The 15,312-nt window shown below is 27.0% G+C and carries 7 protein-coding genes and 2 pseudogenes; 2 read left to right on the top strand and 7 right to left on the bottom strand.

Going from position 1 to position 15,312, the window contains the following annotated elements; all coding sequences use genetic code 11:
• Positions 1-582: 582 nt before the first annotated feature.
• Entirely contained in the window at positions 583-1,542 is a 960-nt protein-coding gene (whiA, locus tag SLY_RS02810) for a DNA-binding protein WhiA (RefSeq protein WP_012359215.1), read from the bottom strand.
• A 26-nt stretch (positions 1,543-1,568) separates the two neighbouring features.
• Complete coding sequence (gene ligA / locus SLY_RS02805; protein WP_041784351.1) at positions 1,569-3,581, bottom strand: NAD-dependent DNA ligase LigA; 2,013 nt, start codon at positions 3,579-3,581, stop codon at positions 1,569-1,571.
• A gap of 1,261 nt (positions 3,582-4,842) precedes the next feature.
• On the opposite strand from ligA, the gene SLY_RS02800 reads away from it, so the two are divergent.
• Positions 4,843-6,015, top strand: coding sequence for an NAD(P)-dependent malic enzyme (locus SLY_RS02800; protein ID WP_012359213.1), 1,173 nt, complete (start codon positions 4,843-4,845; stop codon positions 6,013-6,015).
• Positions 6,012-7,478 carry a 2-hydroxycarboxylate transporter family protein gene (locus tag SLY_RS02795; RefSeq protein ID WP_012359212.1) on the top strand — a complete coding sequence of 489 codons (1,467 nt, stop codon included), beginning with the start codon at positions 6,012-6,014 and terminating at the stop codon, positions 7,476-7,478. Before SLY_RS02800 ends, SLY_RS02795 begins: the two co-directional genes overlap by 4 nt.
• A 1,091-nt stretch (positions 7,479-8,569) precedes the next feature.
• Here the strand turns inward: SLY_RS02795 and SLY_RS02790 are convergent.
• The 5 genes and pseudogenes from SLY_RS02790 to SLY_RS02780 form a co-directional block, all read right to left on the bottom strand.
• Positions 8,570-10,735, bottom strand: a complete 2,166-nt coding sequence (locus SLY_RS02790; RefSeq protein ID WP_235043251.1) for a RelA/SpoT family protein — start codon at positions 10,733-10,735, stop codon at positions 8,570-8,572.
• 49 nt (positions 10,736-10,784) lie between these two features.
• Positions 10,785-11,912 carry a tRNA 2-thiouridine(34) synthase MnmA gene (mnmA, locus tag SLY_RS02785; RefSeq protein WP_012359210.1) on the bottom strand — a complete coding sequence of 376 codons (1,128 nt, stop codon included), beginning with the start codon at positions 11,910-11,912 and terminating at the stop codon, positions 10,785-10,787.
• A gap of 48 nt (positions 11,913-11,960) precedes the next feature.
• Positions 11,961-12,201, bottom strand: a pseudogene (locus SLY_RS05945) (tRNA 2-thiouridine(34) synthase MnmA); the annotation flags it as partial.
• Positions 12,202-12,225: 24 nt separating this feature from the next.
• Positions 12,226-12,437: pseudogene (locus SLY_RS05285) on the bottom strand (tRNA 2-thiouridine(34) synthase MnmA); the annotation flags it as partial.
• A gap of 713 nt (positions 12,438-13,150) precedes the next feature.
• Positions 13,151-14,917 (bottom strand): nitrilase-related carbon-nitrogen hydrolase, encoded by a 1,767-nt coding sequence (locus tag SLY_RS02780; protein WP_015638089.1) that lies wholly within the window; start codon positions 14,915-14,917, stop codon positions 13,151-13,153.
• Between the last annotated feature and the right edge of the window lie 395 nt (positions 14,918-15,312).

Below are 15,312 nucleotides of genomic sequence, written 5' to 3'. Positions count from 1 at the left end.
TTTTGTATTTTTATCAAAACGTTCTTAGAAAAGAAATTAAAATTATTTTTTTAATTTTCAAAAAAAGAAAAAAAGACCGACTAAAAATAAGTCAGTCCCAAAATTTTTAAAAAATAAAAAGTGTCCTAGTTGTTTCATTATTACAGTTTCGGAATGTTCCAAACCACCTTAGACATAAAAAAATACCAAACAGGAGATGTTTGGTATAAAAAAACATGCAATAAAGACAACCCAACAAGAAAAGAAAACACCTACCAAATGAATTTTTGGCTAGCATCTTTTCGAAAATGATTGGTACTTTTTATGAATTGATGAAGAAAAAAACATTTAATAGTTATTGTGCCCCATTGTTGTTAAAATTATTTATTTAATTTTTTAAAGAATATTAAGTTATTTCAATATTTTTTTTTAGTTTTAAAAGAAAAAAATAAAAAAAGTTGTCTAAACTTGAAGTTGATTTCGTTATTTTTTAAGATTAAAAATAGTTTTTTTATATCTTTTGAACTTACAAGTTTTTTGTTGTTTATAGAGTAGTAAGAACAACAATTTTTTATCACCCAAAATTAATTTTTTTAACTTTTTTTATTTAATTTTCTTTTTGAAAGAACTTTCGCTTTTTTCATTTATCTCTTTAATTTTTTGAAAATAATAATTGATGCCTGATTTAGTGATTTTTTTTTGATATTTTTTGCAATATTTTTGAGTCAATTCTTTTAAACTCGCATCAGGATATTTTTTTCTTAGTTCAATTATTTGGAACATTTTTTTATTTTTATCCGAAAAATCCCCTTGAATTTGGTTTTTTTCAAACAAATTAATCGATTGTAATTGTTTGTTTGCGTTGTTAATTATTTTTTTTTCATTAGAAAGTTCAAAATTAATAGTTTTTTTAATTATTTTATTAAAATCTTTTTGAATATTATTTTTTTCATATTGAAAAACTGTTTCAAAAGCACCAATTAACCTTAAAAAATCAATTATCATTTGCGATTCTTTCAAATATACTAAAAAACCTTTTTTATGTGCAATTTGTTTGGCATTAAGGCCGAATCCAAGCATTAATTCTTTAATTAAATTAATTTTGGAAGCATCTTGATGAAATAATTCTAAATGATTGTTGTTTTTTTCTGGATTAGAAACATAACCAATACACAAAAAAGCCCCTCTTAAATATGCTTTTTTCTTTTTAAGGCTTCTTTTTAATTCTTGGAAAAAGTCTTTTTGATTATTTAATAAAAAATGATGTTGGCCTAAGATCAAAGGGATTTCTTTTTCGATTCCTATATAAATGCTTTTTAAATGAGGTAAATTATATTCTTTGCTAGTCATTAACAAAGAATTAACATCATAAAATGATTTAATTAAAATCAGAAATCTTCTAGCAATTTTAAGATTTTTGGTTTTAAACCATAACAAAGTCTTTTTATTGTTTTTTTCTAATTCGGCGCCAAAATGCAATAAAGCCGTTAGTTCAAAAAAATTTTCTAAAGGTGATAACTTTTGTAAAGCAATTTCTTCTTTTATTTGGATAGTAAAAGACATTAGTCCCTCTTTAATTTTTTATCTTTTTATTTTTCTTGGATTAATTCTTCTAATTCTTTTTCTTCTATAATTTGGATGTTTAGTGTTTTTGCCTTTTGTAATTTAGATCCGGGATTTGCCCCTGTTATTAATAAATGTGTTTGTGAAGAAAGGGCGTCATTAATAATGGCTCCTTTTTGAATCAAAAGTTTTTTTATTTGGCTGCGGGTGTAATTTTGTAAAGACCCTGTTAAAACAACTTTTTTATTGGTGAAAAAATTAGGAGCCTTTATTTGTGATGTAGTTGTGCTTTTAAAAGAAACTCCCAACTGTTTTAATTTTGTTATTTCTTCTAGATGCAAAGGATTTTGAAAATATTTTTGAAGACTTAAAGCAATTTTTTCTCCTATTTCAGGAATCGATTTAATGGATTCTAAGTTTTCTAAAGTAGTTTTTTGAAGTATTTCTATGGAATCAAAATGTTTAGTTAATACTTGAGATACTTTGAGGCCTACATGTTTAATTCCTAAACCAAATAAAACGTTTTCCAAGCTTTTATTTTTACTTTTTTCAACGGATGTTAAAATGTTTTGCACTTTTTTTGCCCCAAAACCATTTATTTTTTGCAAAACATCTAAATGATTTTTTAATAAGTATATATCAGAGGGATTTTCAATTAGTTTTTGATTAAAAAAAGTAATTAAAGTTTGATTTCCTAAAGTATCGATATCCATAGCATTTTTGGAAACAAAATGAATTAATTTTTGAATTTTTTGCTCCAAGCAGTTTTTGTTAATACAGAAATAATCAACTTCTCCTTTGTTTTTATTTAATAATGAATGACAAGAAGGGCATTGAGTAATCATTGCAAAGGGTTTGGAATCAGAAGGCCTTTTGCTTTTAATCACTTCTTTTATTTCAGGAATAACAGATCCTGCTTTGTGAACTTGAACATAATCTTTTAAACGGATATCTTTTTTACAAATATAGTCATAATTATGTAGAACTACTTTAGAAACTAAACTACCATCAACCATTACAGGGATAATTTTACAAACAGGAGTCAACATTCCTGAACGACCTACTTGAAAAATAATTTCTTGGACAACACTTTCGCTATTTTTGGTCGCAAATTTGTAAGCAATAGCCCATTTAGGGGATTTAGTTGTTTTCCCTATTGAATCATGTAAGTTTAATTCGTTAATTTTGACAACTACCCCGTCAGTATTATAATCAAGATTTTGCTGTAATTTTTCTAATTCTTGGATTTTAATTTCCAATTCTTCAAAACTAGAACTACACTTATAATAAGGATTGACGCTAAAACCCAAGGAAGCTAAAAAAGTAAGCGTTTCTTCTTGGGTGGACTTGAGAAGATAAGGATTTTGGATAGAATAAATAAAAATAGATAAGTTTCTTTGGGCCACTATCGAAGAATTTAGTTGCCTAATAGTTCCTGAAGCGGCATTCCTAGGATTGGAAAAAAGAGGTTGTTGCGCTATTTTTCTTTGTTGGTTTAGTTTTTGAAAAGAGGAGTTGGATAAATAAATTTCTCCTCTTACTTCTAAATCTAACGGTTGAGTTAATTTTAAAGGGACTTGCTTGATTGTTTGTACGTTTTTCGTAATTTCTTCTCCCCAAACACCGTTTCCTCTAGTTAATGCTTGGAATAAAATACCTTTTTTATATTTTAAACTGACAGCCACACCATCAATTTTTAATTCAGATACAATACTAAAAGACGAAAATTTTTTAGCAATACGGTCATAAAAAGCTTTTAATTCTTTTAAGTTAAAGGCATTTGCTAAAGACATCATGGCACTCGTGTGTTTAACAGTAGAAAATTTTTTTTCAACAAAACCACCTATTTTTAAAGTAGGACTATAAGGAAGGGTGAATTGAGGGAATTTTTTTTCTAAAACAAGCAATTCTTTTAATAAAGCATCGTATTGTTGGTCTGTAAGTGTTGGATTGCTTTTAACATAATATTCATAATTAGCTTCATTAAGTTGGTTTGTTAAATCTTTTATTTTTTTTTCTATTAATTCTAAATTTATCATGGAAATCAAGGACCTTACTAATTTTTTAGAAAGTTTTTGGGGTGATAAAATTTTGGGCGATAAAAACTGATTAATTTAATTTTTCATTTGCAGTTGTTTTTAGTGGATTAAAAAAATAAATAAAAAAATTATACTATTTTTTTGATTGAAAAATTATTTTTTTACAATATTTATTTTATCACAAAAAAGTTGGAACCACTACCCAAATACTAACCATAATTTAATATTTTATCCCAACTTTTAGTTGGAACGTAACGTTTCAAAATTTATAAAAAGTTTTTAATTTTTTAAAAAAAATTTAAACTGGGGCGGCAAAACATTTAAGGATGCTTTTTTCTTTTTAAAAATTTATTCCTGATTTATTTTCTATCGAATGAATACGCTCCTGAAAAATGGAGTTGTTAAATAACAAAATAGTATTTTTTCAAACTACTTATTAACGTAGTTTAGTTTTTTTGTTTTTATCGGAAAAACCTCAAAAAAAGAGGGAAACAGATGCTTTGAAAAATCACGGTTAAAAAACAAATCTGCTTTTTACAAAACAAAATGAGATTGTTTTTATTAAATCACAAATTGTAAAAACAACTTCATAAGGAAAAAGAAAAAGAGCAATTAAGAAAAAAATACAAATTTATTTATGAAAATGGACTGTTTGGTTTTTTTCAACAAATTTCAAAATTTTAAAAATTCTTTAAAATCTAAAATCAATTAGATATTTCCATATCTTTTCAAAATAAAAAATTGTTTAACAATTTTTAATATTTTGTTAATTTTTAAACAAAATGAAAAACCAAAAAAATAACTCAGTCTGGCGAAATAAAATTGTATAATTTAAATCTTTTTAATCAAAAAGCAAATAAAATCAAAATGAAATATAGGAATAAAATAATGAAATGTGTTGTTCATTAATATTAGACATCCATCCTTTTTTTAAAACTTAAAAAAATTCTTAATCTTTTCTAAAAACGTTGGCAAAATAGAAAACAAATACAGTTGTATTTAAAACAAATCAAGATAAAATCAATACATTTGCTACTTTTTTCACTTATCAAAAAAAACTTTTTAAAAAATAAAAAAACCGAAAATAAAACTTTTTTGATTTTTTCTGACCATTTTTAAAATAAAAAAGATGAAATTTTTGGTTTTAAGGTGAAAAAAAATATTGGCAAAAAGCAAAAAAAACATATAATAAAAGAGGATGATTGTTTTTTGCTTGCAAAAACAACCCCAAATACTTAATCAAAAGGAGTCCACTGAAAAAGTGAATTTAAAAGAACAAGCATTACAATTACATGAAAAAAACAAAGGAAAAATTTCTGTAACAAGTAAAGTCAGAGTAGAAAACCTATCCGATCTATCTTTAGCTTATACACCAGGAGTTGCAGAGCCTTGCTTAAAAATTAAAGAAAATCCAGAAAATGTTTACCGTTATACTTCAAAAGGCAATATGGTAGGCGTTGTGACTAACGGAACTGCTGTTTTAGGACTGGGAGACATTGGACCTAAAGCTTCTTTACCAGTTATGGAAGGAAAGGCTATTCTTTTTAAAGAATTAGCAGGCGTTGATGCTTTTCCTATTTGCATTGATTCTAAAAATACTGAAGAAATTATTAACATTGTGAAAAAAATTGCTCCTGTTTTTGGTGCAATCAATTTAGAAGACATTAAAGCACCTGAATGTATAGAAATTGAAGATTCCCTCAAAAAACAACTAGATATCCCTATTTTGCATGATGACCAACACGGAACAGCGATTGTTGCTGCTGCAGGAATTCTTAACGCTTTAAAAGTAGTGGGAAAAGCAATTGAAGATACTCAAATAGTTATCAGCGGAGCTGGTGCAGCCGGGATGGCGGTGGCTAAAATGTTGCTTTTGTTAAATCCTAAAAACATTATTTTAACCGATAAAAAAGGTGCTTTACAAAAAGACGATTTAACATTAAATAAAGAACAACATAAATTAGCACAAATAACTAATATTTATCAAGAAAAAGGAATTTTAAAAGAAGTAATCAAAGGAAAAGATATTTTTATTGGCCTTTCTGCTCCTGGTATTTTAACTAGCGAAATGGTAGCCTCTATGAACAAAGATGCAATTATTTTTGCTATGGCAAATCCTACCCCAGAAATTATGCCTGATGAAGCTAAAAAAGGTGGGGCAAGAATTATTGCAACTGGTAGATCTGATTTCCCCAACCAAGTTAATAATTGTCTAGCTTTCCCGGGAGTTTTCCGCGGAGCTTTAGATGCTAAAGCGACTCAAATTAATGAAGAGATGAAAAAAGCCGCTGTTTACGCCCTCAAAGGGATTATTAAAGAAGAAGATTTAAACGAAGAAAATATTTTACCAAGTAGCTTCAATAAAGAAGTAGTAAAACAAATTTCTTTGGCGGTAAAAGAAGCTGCTCAAAAAACTGGAGTAATTCGTAAATGAATGCTTCTCCAACATCGCCAGAAAAGAAAAATAACAAAAAAACCATTTTAGGATTTAGTCTTCCTGTTTTTGGCTTAATTATTTTACTTGTTTTAATACAACTTTTGGGCCTTAAATGGTTAGGACGGGGAAAAGATAATTTTCACCCTTCCACCCATCCCTTAATAACTCCTTTATTAATTGCACTGCTTTTAGCTGCCTTTTTACAAACTATTGGCAAAAACATTCCTATTTTAAAAGATATTGGTGGTGGAGCCATTCTATGCATTATTGTGCCTTCTATTTTGTTTACGGTTCCTATATTTAAAAATGCACCTCTTTTAAGAGAAATGCAAAAAAAAATATCTTTAAGTTTTCAAAATTTAAGTGGTGGTGGCGAAAACAAAATTGGTTTTACTTCTTTTTTTGTTTCAGTTTTAATTATAGGTAGTTTTTTGGGAATGGATAAAAAATTATTAAAAAATTCTTTCAAAAAATTTATCCCTTTAATTTTGATTTCGTTAATAACTGGTGTTTTAGTGGTGGGCATTTTAGGATATTTTTTGCAACCCATCAAAGGCATTAAGGACTCTGTCGCTCTCAGTCCTAAAGAAAATATTCTTAACGCCATCTTTTATATTTTTGCTCCTTTAGCGAGTGGCGGAATTACAGCAGGAATCATTCCTTTAAGTAGTTCTTATAGCTTAGCGTCTTCTGGAAATGCTACAGATTTTGAAGCAATGAAAAGCCATATTTTCCCTGCTTTACTTTTGGGAGGTATTTTTAGTATTTTAGTATCTGGTATTATTAAAAAACTTTTTCAAAAAAGCAAATTAAGTGGCAATGGTAAATTAGAAATCAAAACTTCTTTGTCTCAAACTCAAGCAAAACCAACTCCAAAAACGGAACCAAATTTTGATTCAAATAAATTTATTACTGGGGTTATCGCTATTTTTAGTATATATATTTTTAGCGTTATGCTGCGTGATTTGGCTGTTTTGCGTTTTCCTCAAATTAAAAAATATCTTCCTGACACTATTGTTTTTATTGTTTTTGTCGTTATTTTAATTAAATTATTTAATTTGATTTCACAAGATTATATTAATTGTATTGTTAAAACATCTCAATTGATTACTAAAAACTTAACTTCTACTTTATTAGTCATTTTAGGTTCTACATTGCAAATTGCAAAAGCATGGAAACATTTACAAAATGTTAATTTTATTATTACTTGTTTTGTATGTGTGATTGTAGTTGCTTTGGTGGCTGGATATTTAGGAAAAAAATTAGGTTATTATCCTTTGGAAGCCTCTGTTACTGCAGGTCTTTGCACCAATAGTATTGGAGGAGCAGGAAATATTGCTATTTTATCAGCTTCTGATTTGATGGGATTAATGCCATTCGCTCAAATAGCTACTCGTGTTGGAGGCGCTTTTGTTGTGGTGGTTGCAAGTATTGCTTATCCTTTATTATGGACTGTTTGAAAATACTATACAACTTTTTTCTTTTTAAAAATTCTGTAAGATCGACTTTTTAGTCGGTCTTTTTTTTATTTTTGAAGAATAAAACTAATTTTCTCATTTGGTCTAAAAACATTTAGAAAAATCATTGCGGTCATAAATTACAAAAATACCCAATAAGAAATATTTGATACATACAAAAACCTTAAATCAAATCAATAAAAGATAAAAAACAAAAAACCTAAATAATGTTTTGGATAGCCAAACACTAAAATACCAAACATTAAAATAGGTATATTTTTTTAAAAAAATATGTTATTATATTTATTTACTAAAAAGTTTCAAAAATGTTTTTTTTAGGAATGAGGAAAATATGAAAAAAATTAAGGTAATTTTTTAATAAAATTTCAGATGTTTTTGTTAATTTGAAAAAATTTGTAATTATTGCAATCTTTTTTTCAGTTTAAAAGAAAAAATACAAACTCTCAAAAACAAAAGTAGAGTTTTTTATTAATAATATTTTTTTGTTTAACGTTTTTTTTGGTTTTTCATTTTGTTCAAAAATGAACAAAATATTAAAAATTGTTAAACAATTTTTTCACTTTATTAAACTATTTTTTATTTTGAAAAGATATGAAAATATCTAATTGATTTTAGATTTTAAAGAATTTTTGAAATTTTGAAGTTTGTTGAAGAAAATCAAACATCCCAGAGTTTTAAAGAATAAAGAAATTATCTATTATTTTTTTAGTTTTAAAAATATTCTTTAAAAATAAAATGTCTAAAAATCATCTACCCAGTTTCATCTTTTTTTAATAAAATATTGCAATTAATTTGTTGTTTTAGTTTAAAAACTTAATTAATGTTTTTCGAGATTGTTTTGGGTTTTAAATTTAGCAAAATTTAAATTGTGGTTTTTTTGGTTTTTTTTATTCAATATATTTATTTTTGTATCAATTCGCTCTTGGAATAAATGATTTTCTTTGAGTCAAACATTTTTAGTTTAAAAAGTTTTAATCTTTGTATCTAACTAACTCAACAATTACTAATTTATAGTGTAAAAATTCAAAAACACTTGTGAGGTTAAAAAATAACTTTTCTTTATCTTAAATTTATTAATAATTGCCTCTTTTAATTCGATTCACTTCAGGGATCTTTTGTAAATTGGCGATTAAATTATTTAATTCTTGAATGTTAGAAGTCAAAACTCTAAGTTTAATAATTGTTTCTAGTTTTTGATTATTGATAACTTTTAATTCCAAAATATTAATTTTAAAAACATTAATTTTGTTAATTATTTGTTGGGTTAAATTATCTTTGCTATTAGCAATTAAACTAAGCCAGGCAGAATATTTAAAATCAGCATCTTCCCAAGAGGCAGCAATTATCCTTTGAAAATCGCAATTTTTTAAATTAATACAATTTTTCAAATGAACGATAATGCCACGCCCCTTAGTCAAAAATCCCGATATTTTATCCCCCGCAACAGGAGAACAACAATTAGCTAATTTTAATTTAGGATTGTGTAAACCTTCAATCAAAACTCCGTTTTCACTTTGATGAGTTAACTTTTGTTGAGATTTAACCATTTGCTTTTCTAAATTAGTTTGACTAATATTGTGATTAGCTAAGGGCAGTATTTTGTTAATAACAGCTTTAGTGCTTATTTTTTTTCTGCCAATTTCTTCATAAAAATCGTTTAAAGAAAAAATATTATAACGTTCGAAATGCTTTTGAATAAAATTTTGATCTAAAACTAATTTGATTTTATGCAAAACTAACTCTTTTTCAAGAATTTCTTTCCCTCTTTGAATCGCTAATAAATCTTCTTCTTTTTGAAGTTTTTTTAAAAAAGATTTAATTTTTCTTTTAGCATGACTAGTCTTTACAATACGCAACCAGTCTTTGTTAACTGATAAAATATTTTTATTAGTTTTGATATCGATAATATCGCCGTTTTTTAGTCGATAATCAAGAGTAACGATTTGACCGTTGACGATTGCTGCGTTAATTTTATTAGCTACTTCTGTATGAATTCGAAAAGCAAAATCAATGGGAGTAGATCCTTTAGGGAGTTCAAAAACTTCTTGTGTAGGTGTAAAAACATAAACGTTATCACTTAAAATATCATTTTTAATAGCATCAACAAATTCTTTAGAAGTTTCTTCGGGGTGATTTTTGGCATCATTTGTGATTTTCACTAACTCTTGGTACCATCTCAATTTTTTGGCAATCTCAATTTGTTTATCTTCTTGTGAATAAGTTTTGTTTTCTTTGTAAGCCCAATGAGCAGCGATTCCTTGTTCAGCGATTTGATCCATTTCTTTGGTTCTAATTTGAATCTCAAACAAAGAGCCGTTTTTAGTTAAAACTGTTGTATGAAGGGATTGGTAAAGGTTTGGTTTAGGAACTGCAATATAATCTTTGAATCGCAAAGGCAAAGGAGAAAAATGCCCGTGAATAATTCCTAAAGATTGATAACATAAATCCACGTTAGAAACAATAATTCGAATAGCTAAAAGATCAAAAATTTCTTCAAATTTAACTTTTCTTTTGTGTATTTTTTTATAAATACTGTAAATGTTTTTAATACGCCCTTTAATGATTGCATCTTGCAAGTTGTTTTTTTTAAAAAGAGCTTCAATATCTTTGATGACGCGTTTCACTGATTCTTCGCGTTCTTTTTTTTTCAACTTAATTAAATGAGAAATATGATAATATTCTTTTGGCAAAACATATCTTAAGGCTAAATCTTCTAATTCGGATTTCATATGGAAAAGACCTAAACGGTGGGCTAAAGGGGCGTGTATTTCTAAAGTTTCTTGAGCTATTATTTTTTGTTTTTCAGGATCCATTGATTTTAAAGTTTGCATGTTATGTAATCTATCAGCAATTTTTAAAATGACTACTCGAATATCTTTGGCCATTGCTAAAAACATTTTTTGTTGGTTATCGACTTTCTTTTTGTTTTGGTAAAAAGCAATTTTTGTTAATTTAGTGGCACAATAAACTAAATAAGCAACGTCTTTACCAAAAAGATCACTTAATTCTTCGATTGTTGTTGGAGTATCTTCTACAACATCATGCAACAAACCAGCAATTAAAGTATTAGGTTCACTGTTAAGCAGAGCTAAATTTTTGGTTACTTCACAAGGATGAGTGATATAAGCCTCTCCTGTTAAACGAAATTGGCCTGAATGTTTTTCTTCGGCAAAATGATAAGCCCTGGCTATTTTTTCTAAAATGGATTCATCATGAATGTTTTGGGTAATAATATCCATTAAATCTTTCAATATTTTTTTTGTTTTTTCTCACCTCTTATCTTTAAAATTAAGTATATAATCTTTTTTGATTTTGAAAATAAACTTCTTTAATAACGCCAGCTCCAAGGCAAATATCGTCATCATAAAAAGCACAGATTTGACCGGGAGTTACTGCTTTGATTTTTTGAGGATAAAGGATTTCAAGAGTGTTTGCATCAAGCCAATTTAAAGTAACTTTTTGGTTTGGTTGACGATAACGCATTTTGGCCTGTATTTGTGTTTTAGTTTTTTCCCCGCGCCAAGTAACATCAATAATTAAAGCTCTATCGCTGTATAAATGAGGATGTTGGGAATTTGGTTCAACGTATAAAGTGTTAGTTTTTAAATTTTTGCCAACAACAAAAAAAGGTTCTTGACCGCTTGAGAAATTACCTAAACCTAAGTTTTTGCGTTGTCCTATAGTATAATGGATGACCCCTTTATGATAAGTCAAAAAAGTTCCATCCAACCTTTTAATAGAACCTTTTTGAGCTGGTAAATAATTGTTTAAAAACTGAAAAAAATTTCTTTCACCAATAAAACAAATGCCTGTTGAATCTTTTTTGCAAGCGTTAATCAACCCATTTTCTAAAGCAATTTTTCTGACTTCTTTTTTAGTTAAATCTGCTAAAGGAAAAAGAATGTTTTTTAATTGTGACGTTTTTAATTGAGATAAAAAATAAGTTTGGTCTTTGTTTTTATCCAAAGGACAAGCAAGTGATACTTTTTGGTTTTTATCATAAATAAGACGAGCATAGTGACCCATGGCTATATATTGCGGTTTAAGCTTGGAAGTAGCATAATTAATAAAGGCTTTAAATTTAATTTCGTTATTGCATAAAATATCAGGATTTGGCGTTAAATTATTTTTGAAAGCATTAATAAAATAAAGAAAAACTTTTTGCCAATATTCTTCAATAAAATTCACTCGATGTAATTTAATTCCTAATTGTAAAGACACTTTCAAAGCATCTTTATAATCAAGTTCTTGGGGGCAAACATCGTTTAAAGTAGGGTTACCTTGGAAATCAAAATTAAGTTGACTATCCCAGTTTCTCATAAAAACAGCTTCTACTTCATAACCCGCTTTTTTTAAGAGTAAGGCAGAAACAGCACTATCAACGCCGCCTGAAAGCCCAACAACTACTTTTTTCATTTGGAAACCTCATTTCTTGGTTTGAAGAAAAACTTTTTGCCAATATTATTCAATAAAATCCACTCGATATAATTTAATTCCTAATTGTAAAGATATTTTAAAGCATCTTTATAATCAAGTTCTTGAAAAAAAATTGTTTATAAGTAGGGTTCCTTGGAAATCAAAATTAAGTTGACTATCCCAGTTTCTCATAAAAACAGCTTCTACTTCATAACCCGCTTTTTTTTAAGAGCAAGGCAGAAACATCGCTATCAATACCGCCTGAAAGCCCAACAACTACTTTTTTCATTTGTAAAACTCATTTCTTGGTTTGAAGAAAAACTTTTTGCCAATATTCTTCAATAAAATCCACTCGATATAATTTAATTCCTAATTGTAAAGACACTTTCAAAGCATTTTTATAATCAAGTTCTTGGGGGAAAACATCGTTTATAAGTGGGGTTCCTTGGAAATCAAAATTAAGTTAACTATCCCAATTTCTCATAAAAAAACTTCTACTTCATAACTTGCTTTTTTTAAAAGCAAGAAAGAAACAGCACTTAACTAAAAAGACCTTCAAATGCTTTTCAAAATTAAGTATTTATAATTAAAAATTAAAGTTAGTTTTTTTGTAATTACTTTTTTTTAAAAAAACAACCCTCAAGTTAAGGAATAAAAAATTATTTCTTAACTTTATGATAAGGAAGAAATATTAAAAACAAAAGTCGTCTTTATTTATTTGCGAAAATATTTGGGATACTCAAAAAGAGTTTTTATTAATTATAAAATAACTTATTCTCGCGGGTTTTTTTATTTTTAAAACTTTTTTATTTCATGACGCTATAAAATCGAAAAAGAACAACAAAATTATAAAAAAATGTGTTTGTATTTTTTTGATTTTTCAAAAAATTTTGAAATATAGCAATAGAACTTAAATATGTTGATTATATGGTTTTGCGGTTGCTTTTTTATTTCTGTAATAACATCTTTTTTCAATGACAAGAACTAGTTTTTAAGTGGATGATTTTCAAGATTATTTTTTCAAACATTTTTTCTTTTTGTATAAATTAATTTTGTTTAGTAATTTGAAAATGATTAAAATTACTAATGCCATCCAAAAAAACAACTCTTTTTTTCATTTGGAAAACCATCATTTTAAATAACTAATTTCTTGGTTTCAAGAAAAACTTTTTTTAAATCAGTTAGTAATTGTTTTTACTTGAAAATACAAATAAAATTTTAATTATTAGAATGCCCAATTACCTTTTTAAACCAACTGGCAAACGCGATTCGCCTCTAGGACAAAGACTATTTTCTAAAATTTTAGGACCGGGAGACATATTTTGTCTTTTAAATTGACTTTGAAAAAAACGTTTTAAATAGTTAAAAACAAGAGTTTGGCTTTGCAATGAATCATAATTAAAAGCAATTTGCAATAACCAAGCGATTTTGTTAGGCTCATGACCATTTTTAAGATGGTGAAAAAGAATAAAATCTTCAATAATAATTTGAGTATTCATTAAAGCTTGTGCTTTTTGTTGATAAATTAATTTTAAAGGTTGGAAATGATTTAAAAGAGGGCTTTTTAAGTGATAAAAAATTAATTCTTTGATTAAAAGATGAGGTAGCCCTGAATTAACATTATAAAGATAATCATAATAGCCTCTTTGACTCATTTGACCTAAAGCGAGCTCAGAAAAATTATTATTTTCTAAAAGCAAGGCTGTTTGGGAATCTGTTTCTTTTAAAAGTTGATTGTGAGATAAAAAAGATAAAAATTGGGTTTGATTAGAAAAGCCTTTTTCTTGAAAGTTAACAACCCCTTGGTCTTGGATAAAAGTTTTTAAAAGTTGGTAATGACTTAAATCTTGAAAAGAGATGGGATTTAGAATAATAATTAAATCTGCAAGTGGTTTTTGCAAAAGGGAAAAAGTTTGTAAAAGAACCATGAAGGTAACAAAATCATTTATGTTTTCGGTTATTTCTAAAATAACTTTGGTATCTAAATCTTGTAATTTCGTTTTTAAAGCTAATTTTTGGATTTCATTGGCTAATTCCAAGTCATTTTGTAAACTATCTTGGTTAATAAAAGGAGTTTGACTAATAGGGGATTCAAAATGATAATCACTGCTTTCTTCTGTTTGAAAAAAAGCTTTTAAAAAAGGAAAGGTGTTGCCAATTCTTTGATCGCCGTAAGTAGTGTCAATCCTTCTTTGATATTTAATAAAATCAAGGTCTAGATCAACGATTAAATTAATATCTTGATTAAATAAGTTTTTTTCTCCAATCATTTGTCCTAATGAAGCTGCCATTTTATGGTTGGAAAATAAGTTTGATTCTGTGATTTCAGTAATTCCGCTACTAGCATAAAAATAACCGCCGATTTGTTTGCGTGAATGGTCTAAAATAGCGATTTTGCGAGGATTGATTTTGCCCACATGTTCTGTTGATGAAGAAAGATTAAAAATTAAATGAGCGCCATTTAAAGCCATTAAATCACTAGGGGAAAAAACAGTCCATAAATCTTGACAAACTTCAACCCCAAAAATAATATCATGTTTGGAATTTACAAATAAAATATCGCCAAAAGGAACTTCTTGACCTAAAATAGTGATTTGTTGATTGTCTACGGTTTTACCTGATTGAAACCATCTTTTTTCCATAAATTCTTTATAATTAGGGATGGTTTTTTTAGGTATTATACCCAAAATTTTATCTTTTTGGATAACAACTGCAACATTAAATAAAACTTCATGCAAAGCTAAAGGCATTCCTAAAATAAAAACCCCTTCAAAAGTATTATTTTTTAAAAGCCAATCAAGTGCCTTTAGATTTTCTTTTAAAAAGAAAGTTTCAAAAAAAAGGTCACCAGCAGTATAACCACTTAAACAAAGTTCAGGAAAAAGAACAAAAAGAGCTTTGCTTTCTTGAAGAATTTTATTTATACTGAAAGCATTTGCTTGTGGATTTCCTATTTTTAAATTAGGAGTGGATAATTGAATTTTAATTAAACCGTTTTTATACATTTGTTGCCTACTTTCTTGATATTTGTTTTATCTTTGTTGCAAAACATTAAGATTAATTTTTGATTATAACATAAAATATATTTACTTGAAACTAAATTAAAAATGCAGATAAAAGATCAAAAACCTTATTTTTGTGTTTGTTTATGAATGATTTTAAAAGACTGAAATTTTAAATTTTAGTTTAGAAGAAAATAGAGATAATTTTTTTCAAAACAACTGATGAATTGAAAGAAATTATAAAAAAACCTTTCATTATTATGCTATAAAATACATTTTTATTTAAATAATTTTTCAAAATACCCACTAATATTTTTTTTTGGATTAAAAGTAGTTTCATTTTTATCTAAAAATCAATTATTAAAGTTTTTAATAGTTTATTTTTAGATAAAAAAAGA

This window comes from Strawberry lethal yellows phytoplasma (CPA) str. NZSb11 (genome assembly GCF_000397185.1).
In the GTDB taxonomy this organism is placed as follows: Bacteria; Bacillota_I; Bacilli_A; order Acholeplasmatales; family Acholeplasmataceae; genus Phytoplasma; species Phytoplasma australiense.
This window is presented reverse-complemented; position numbering and strand designations above follow the sequence as displayed.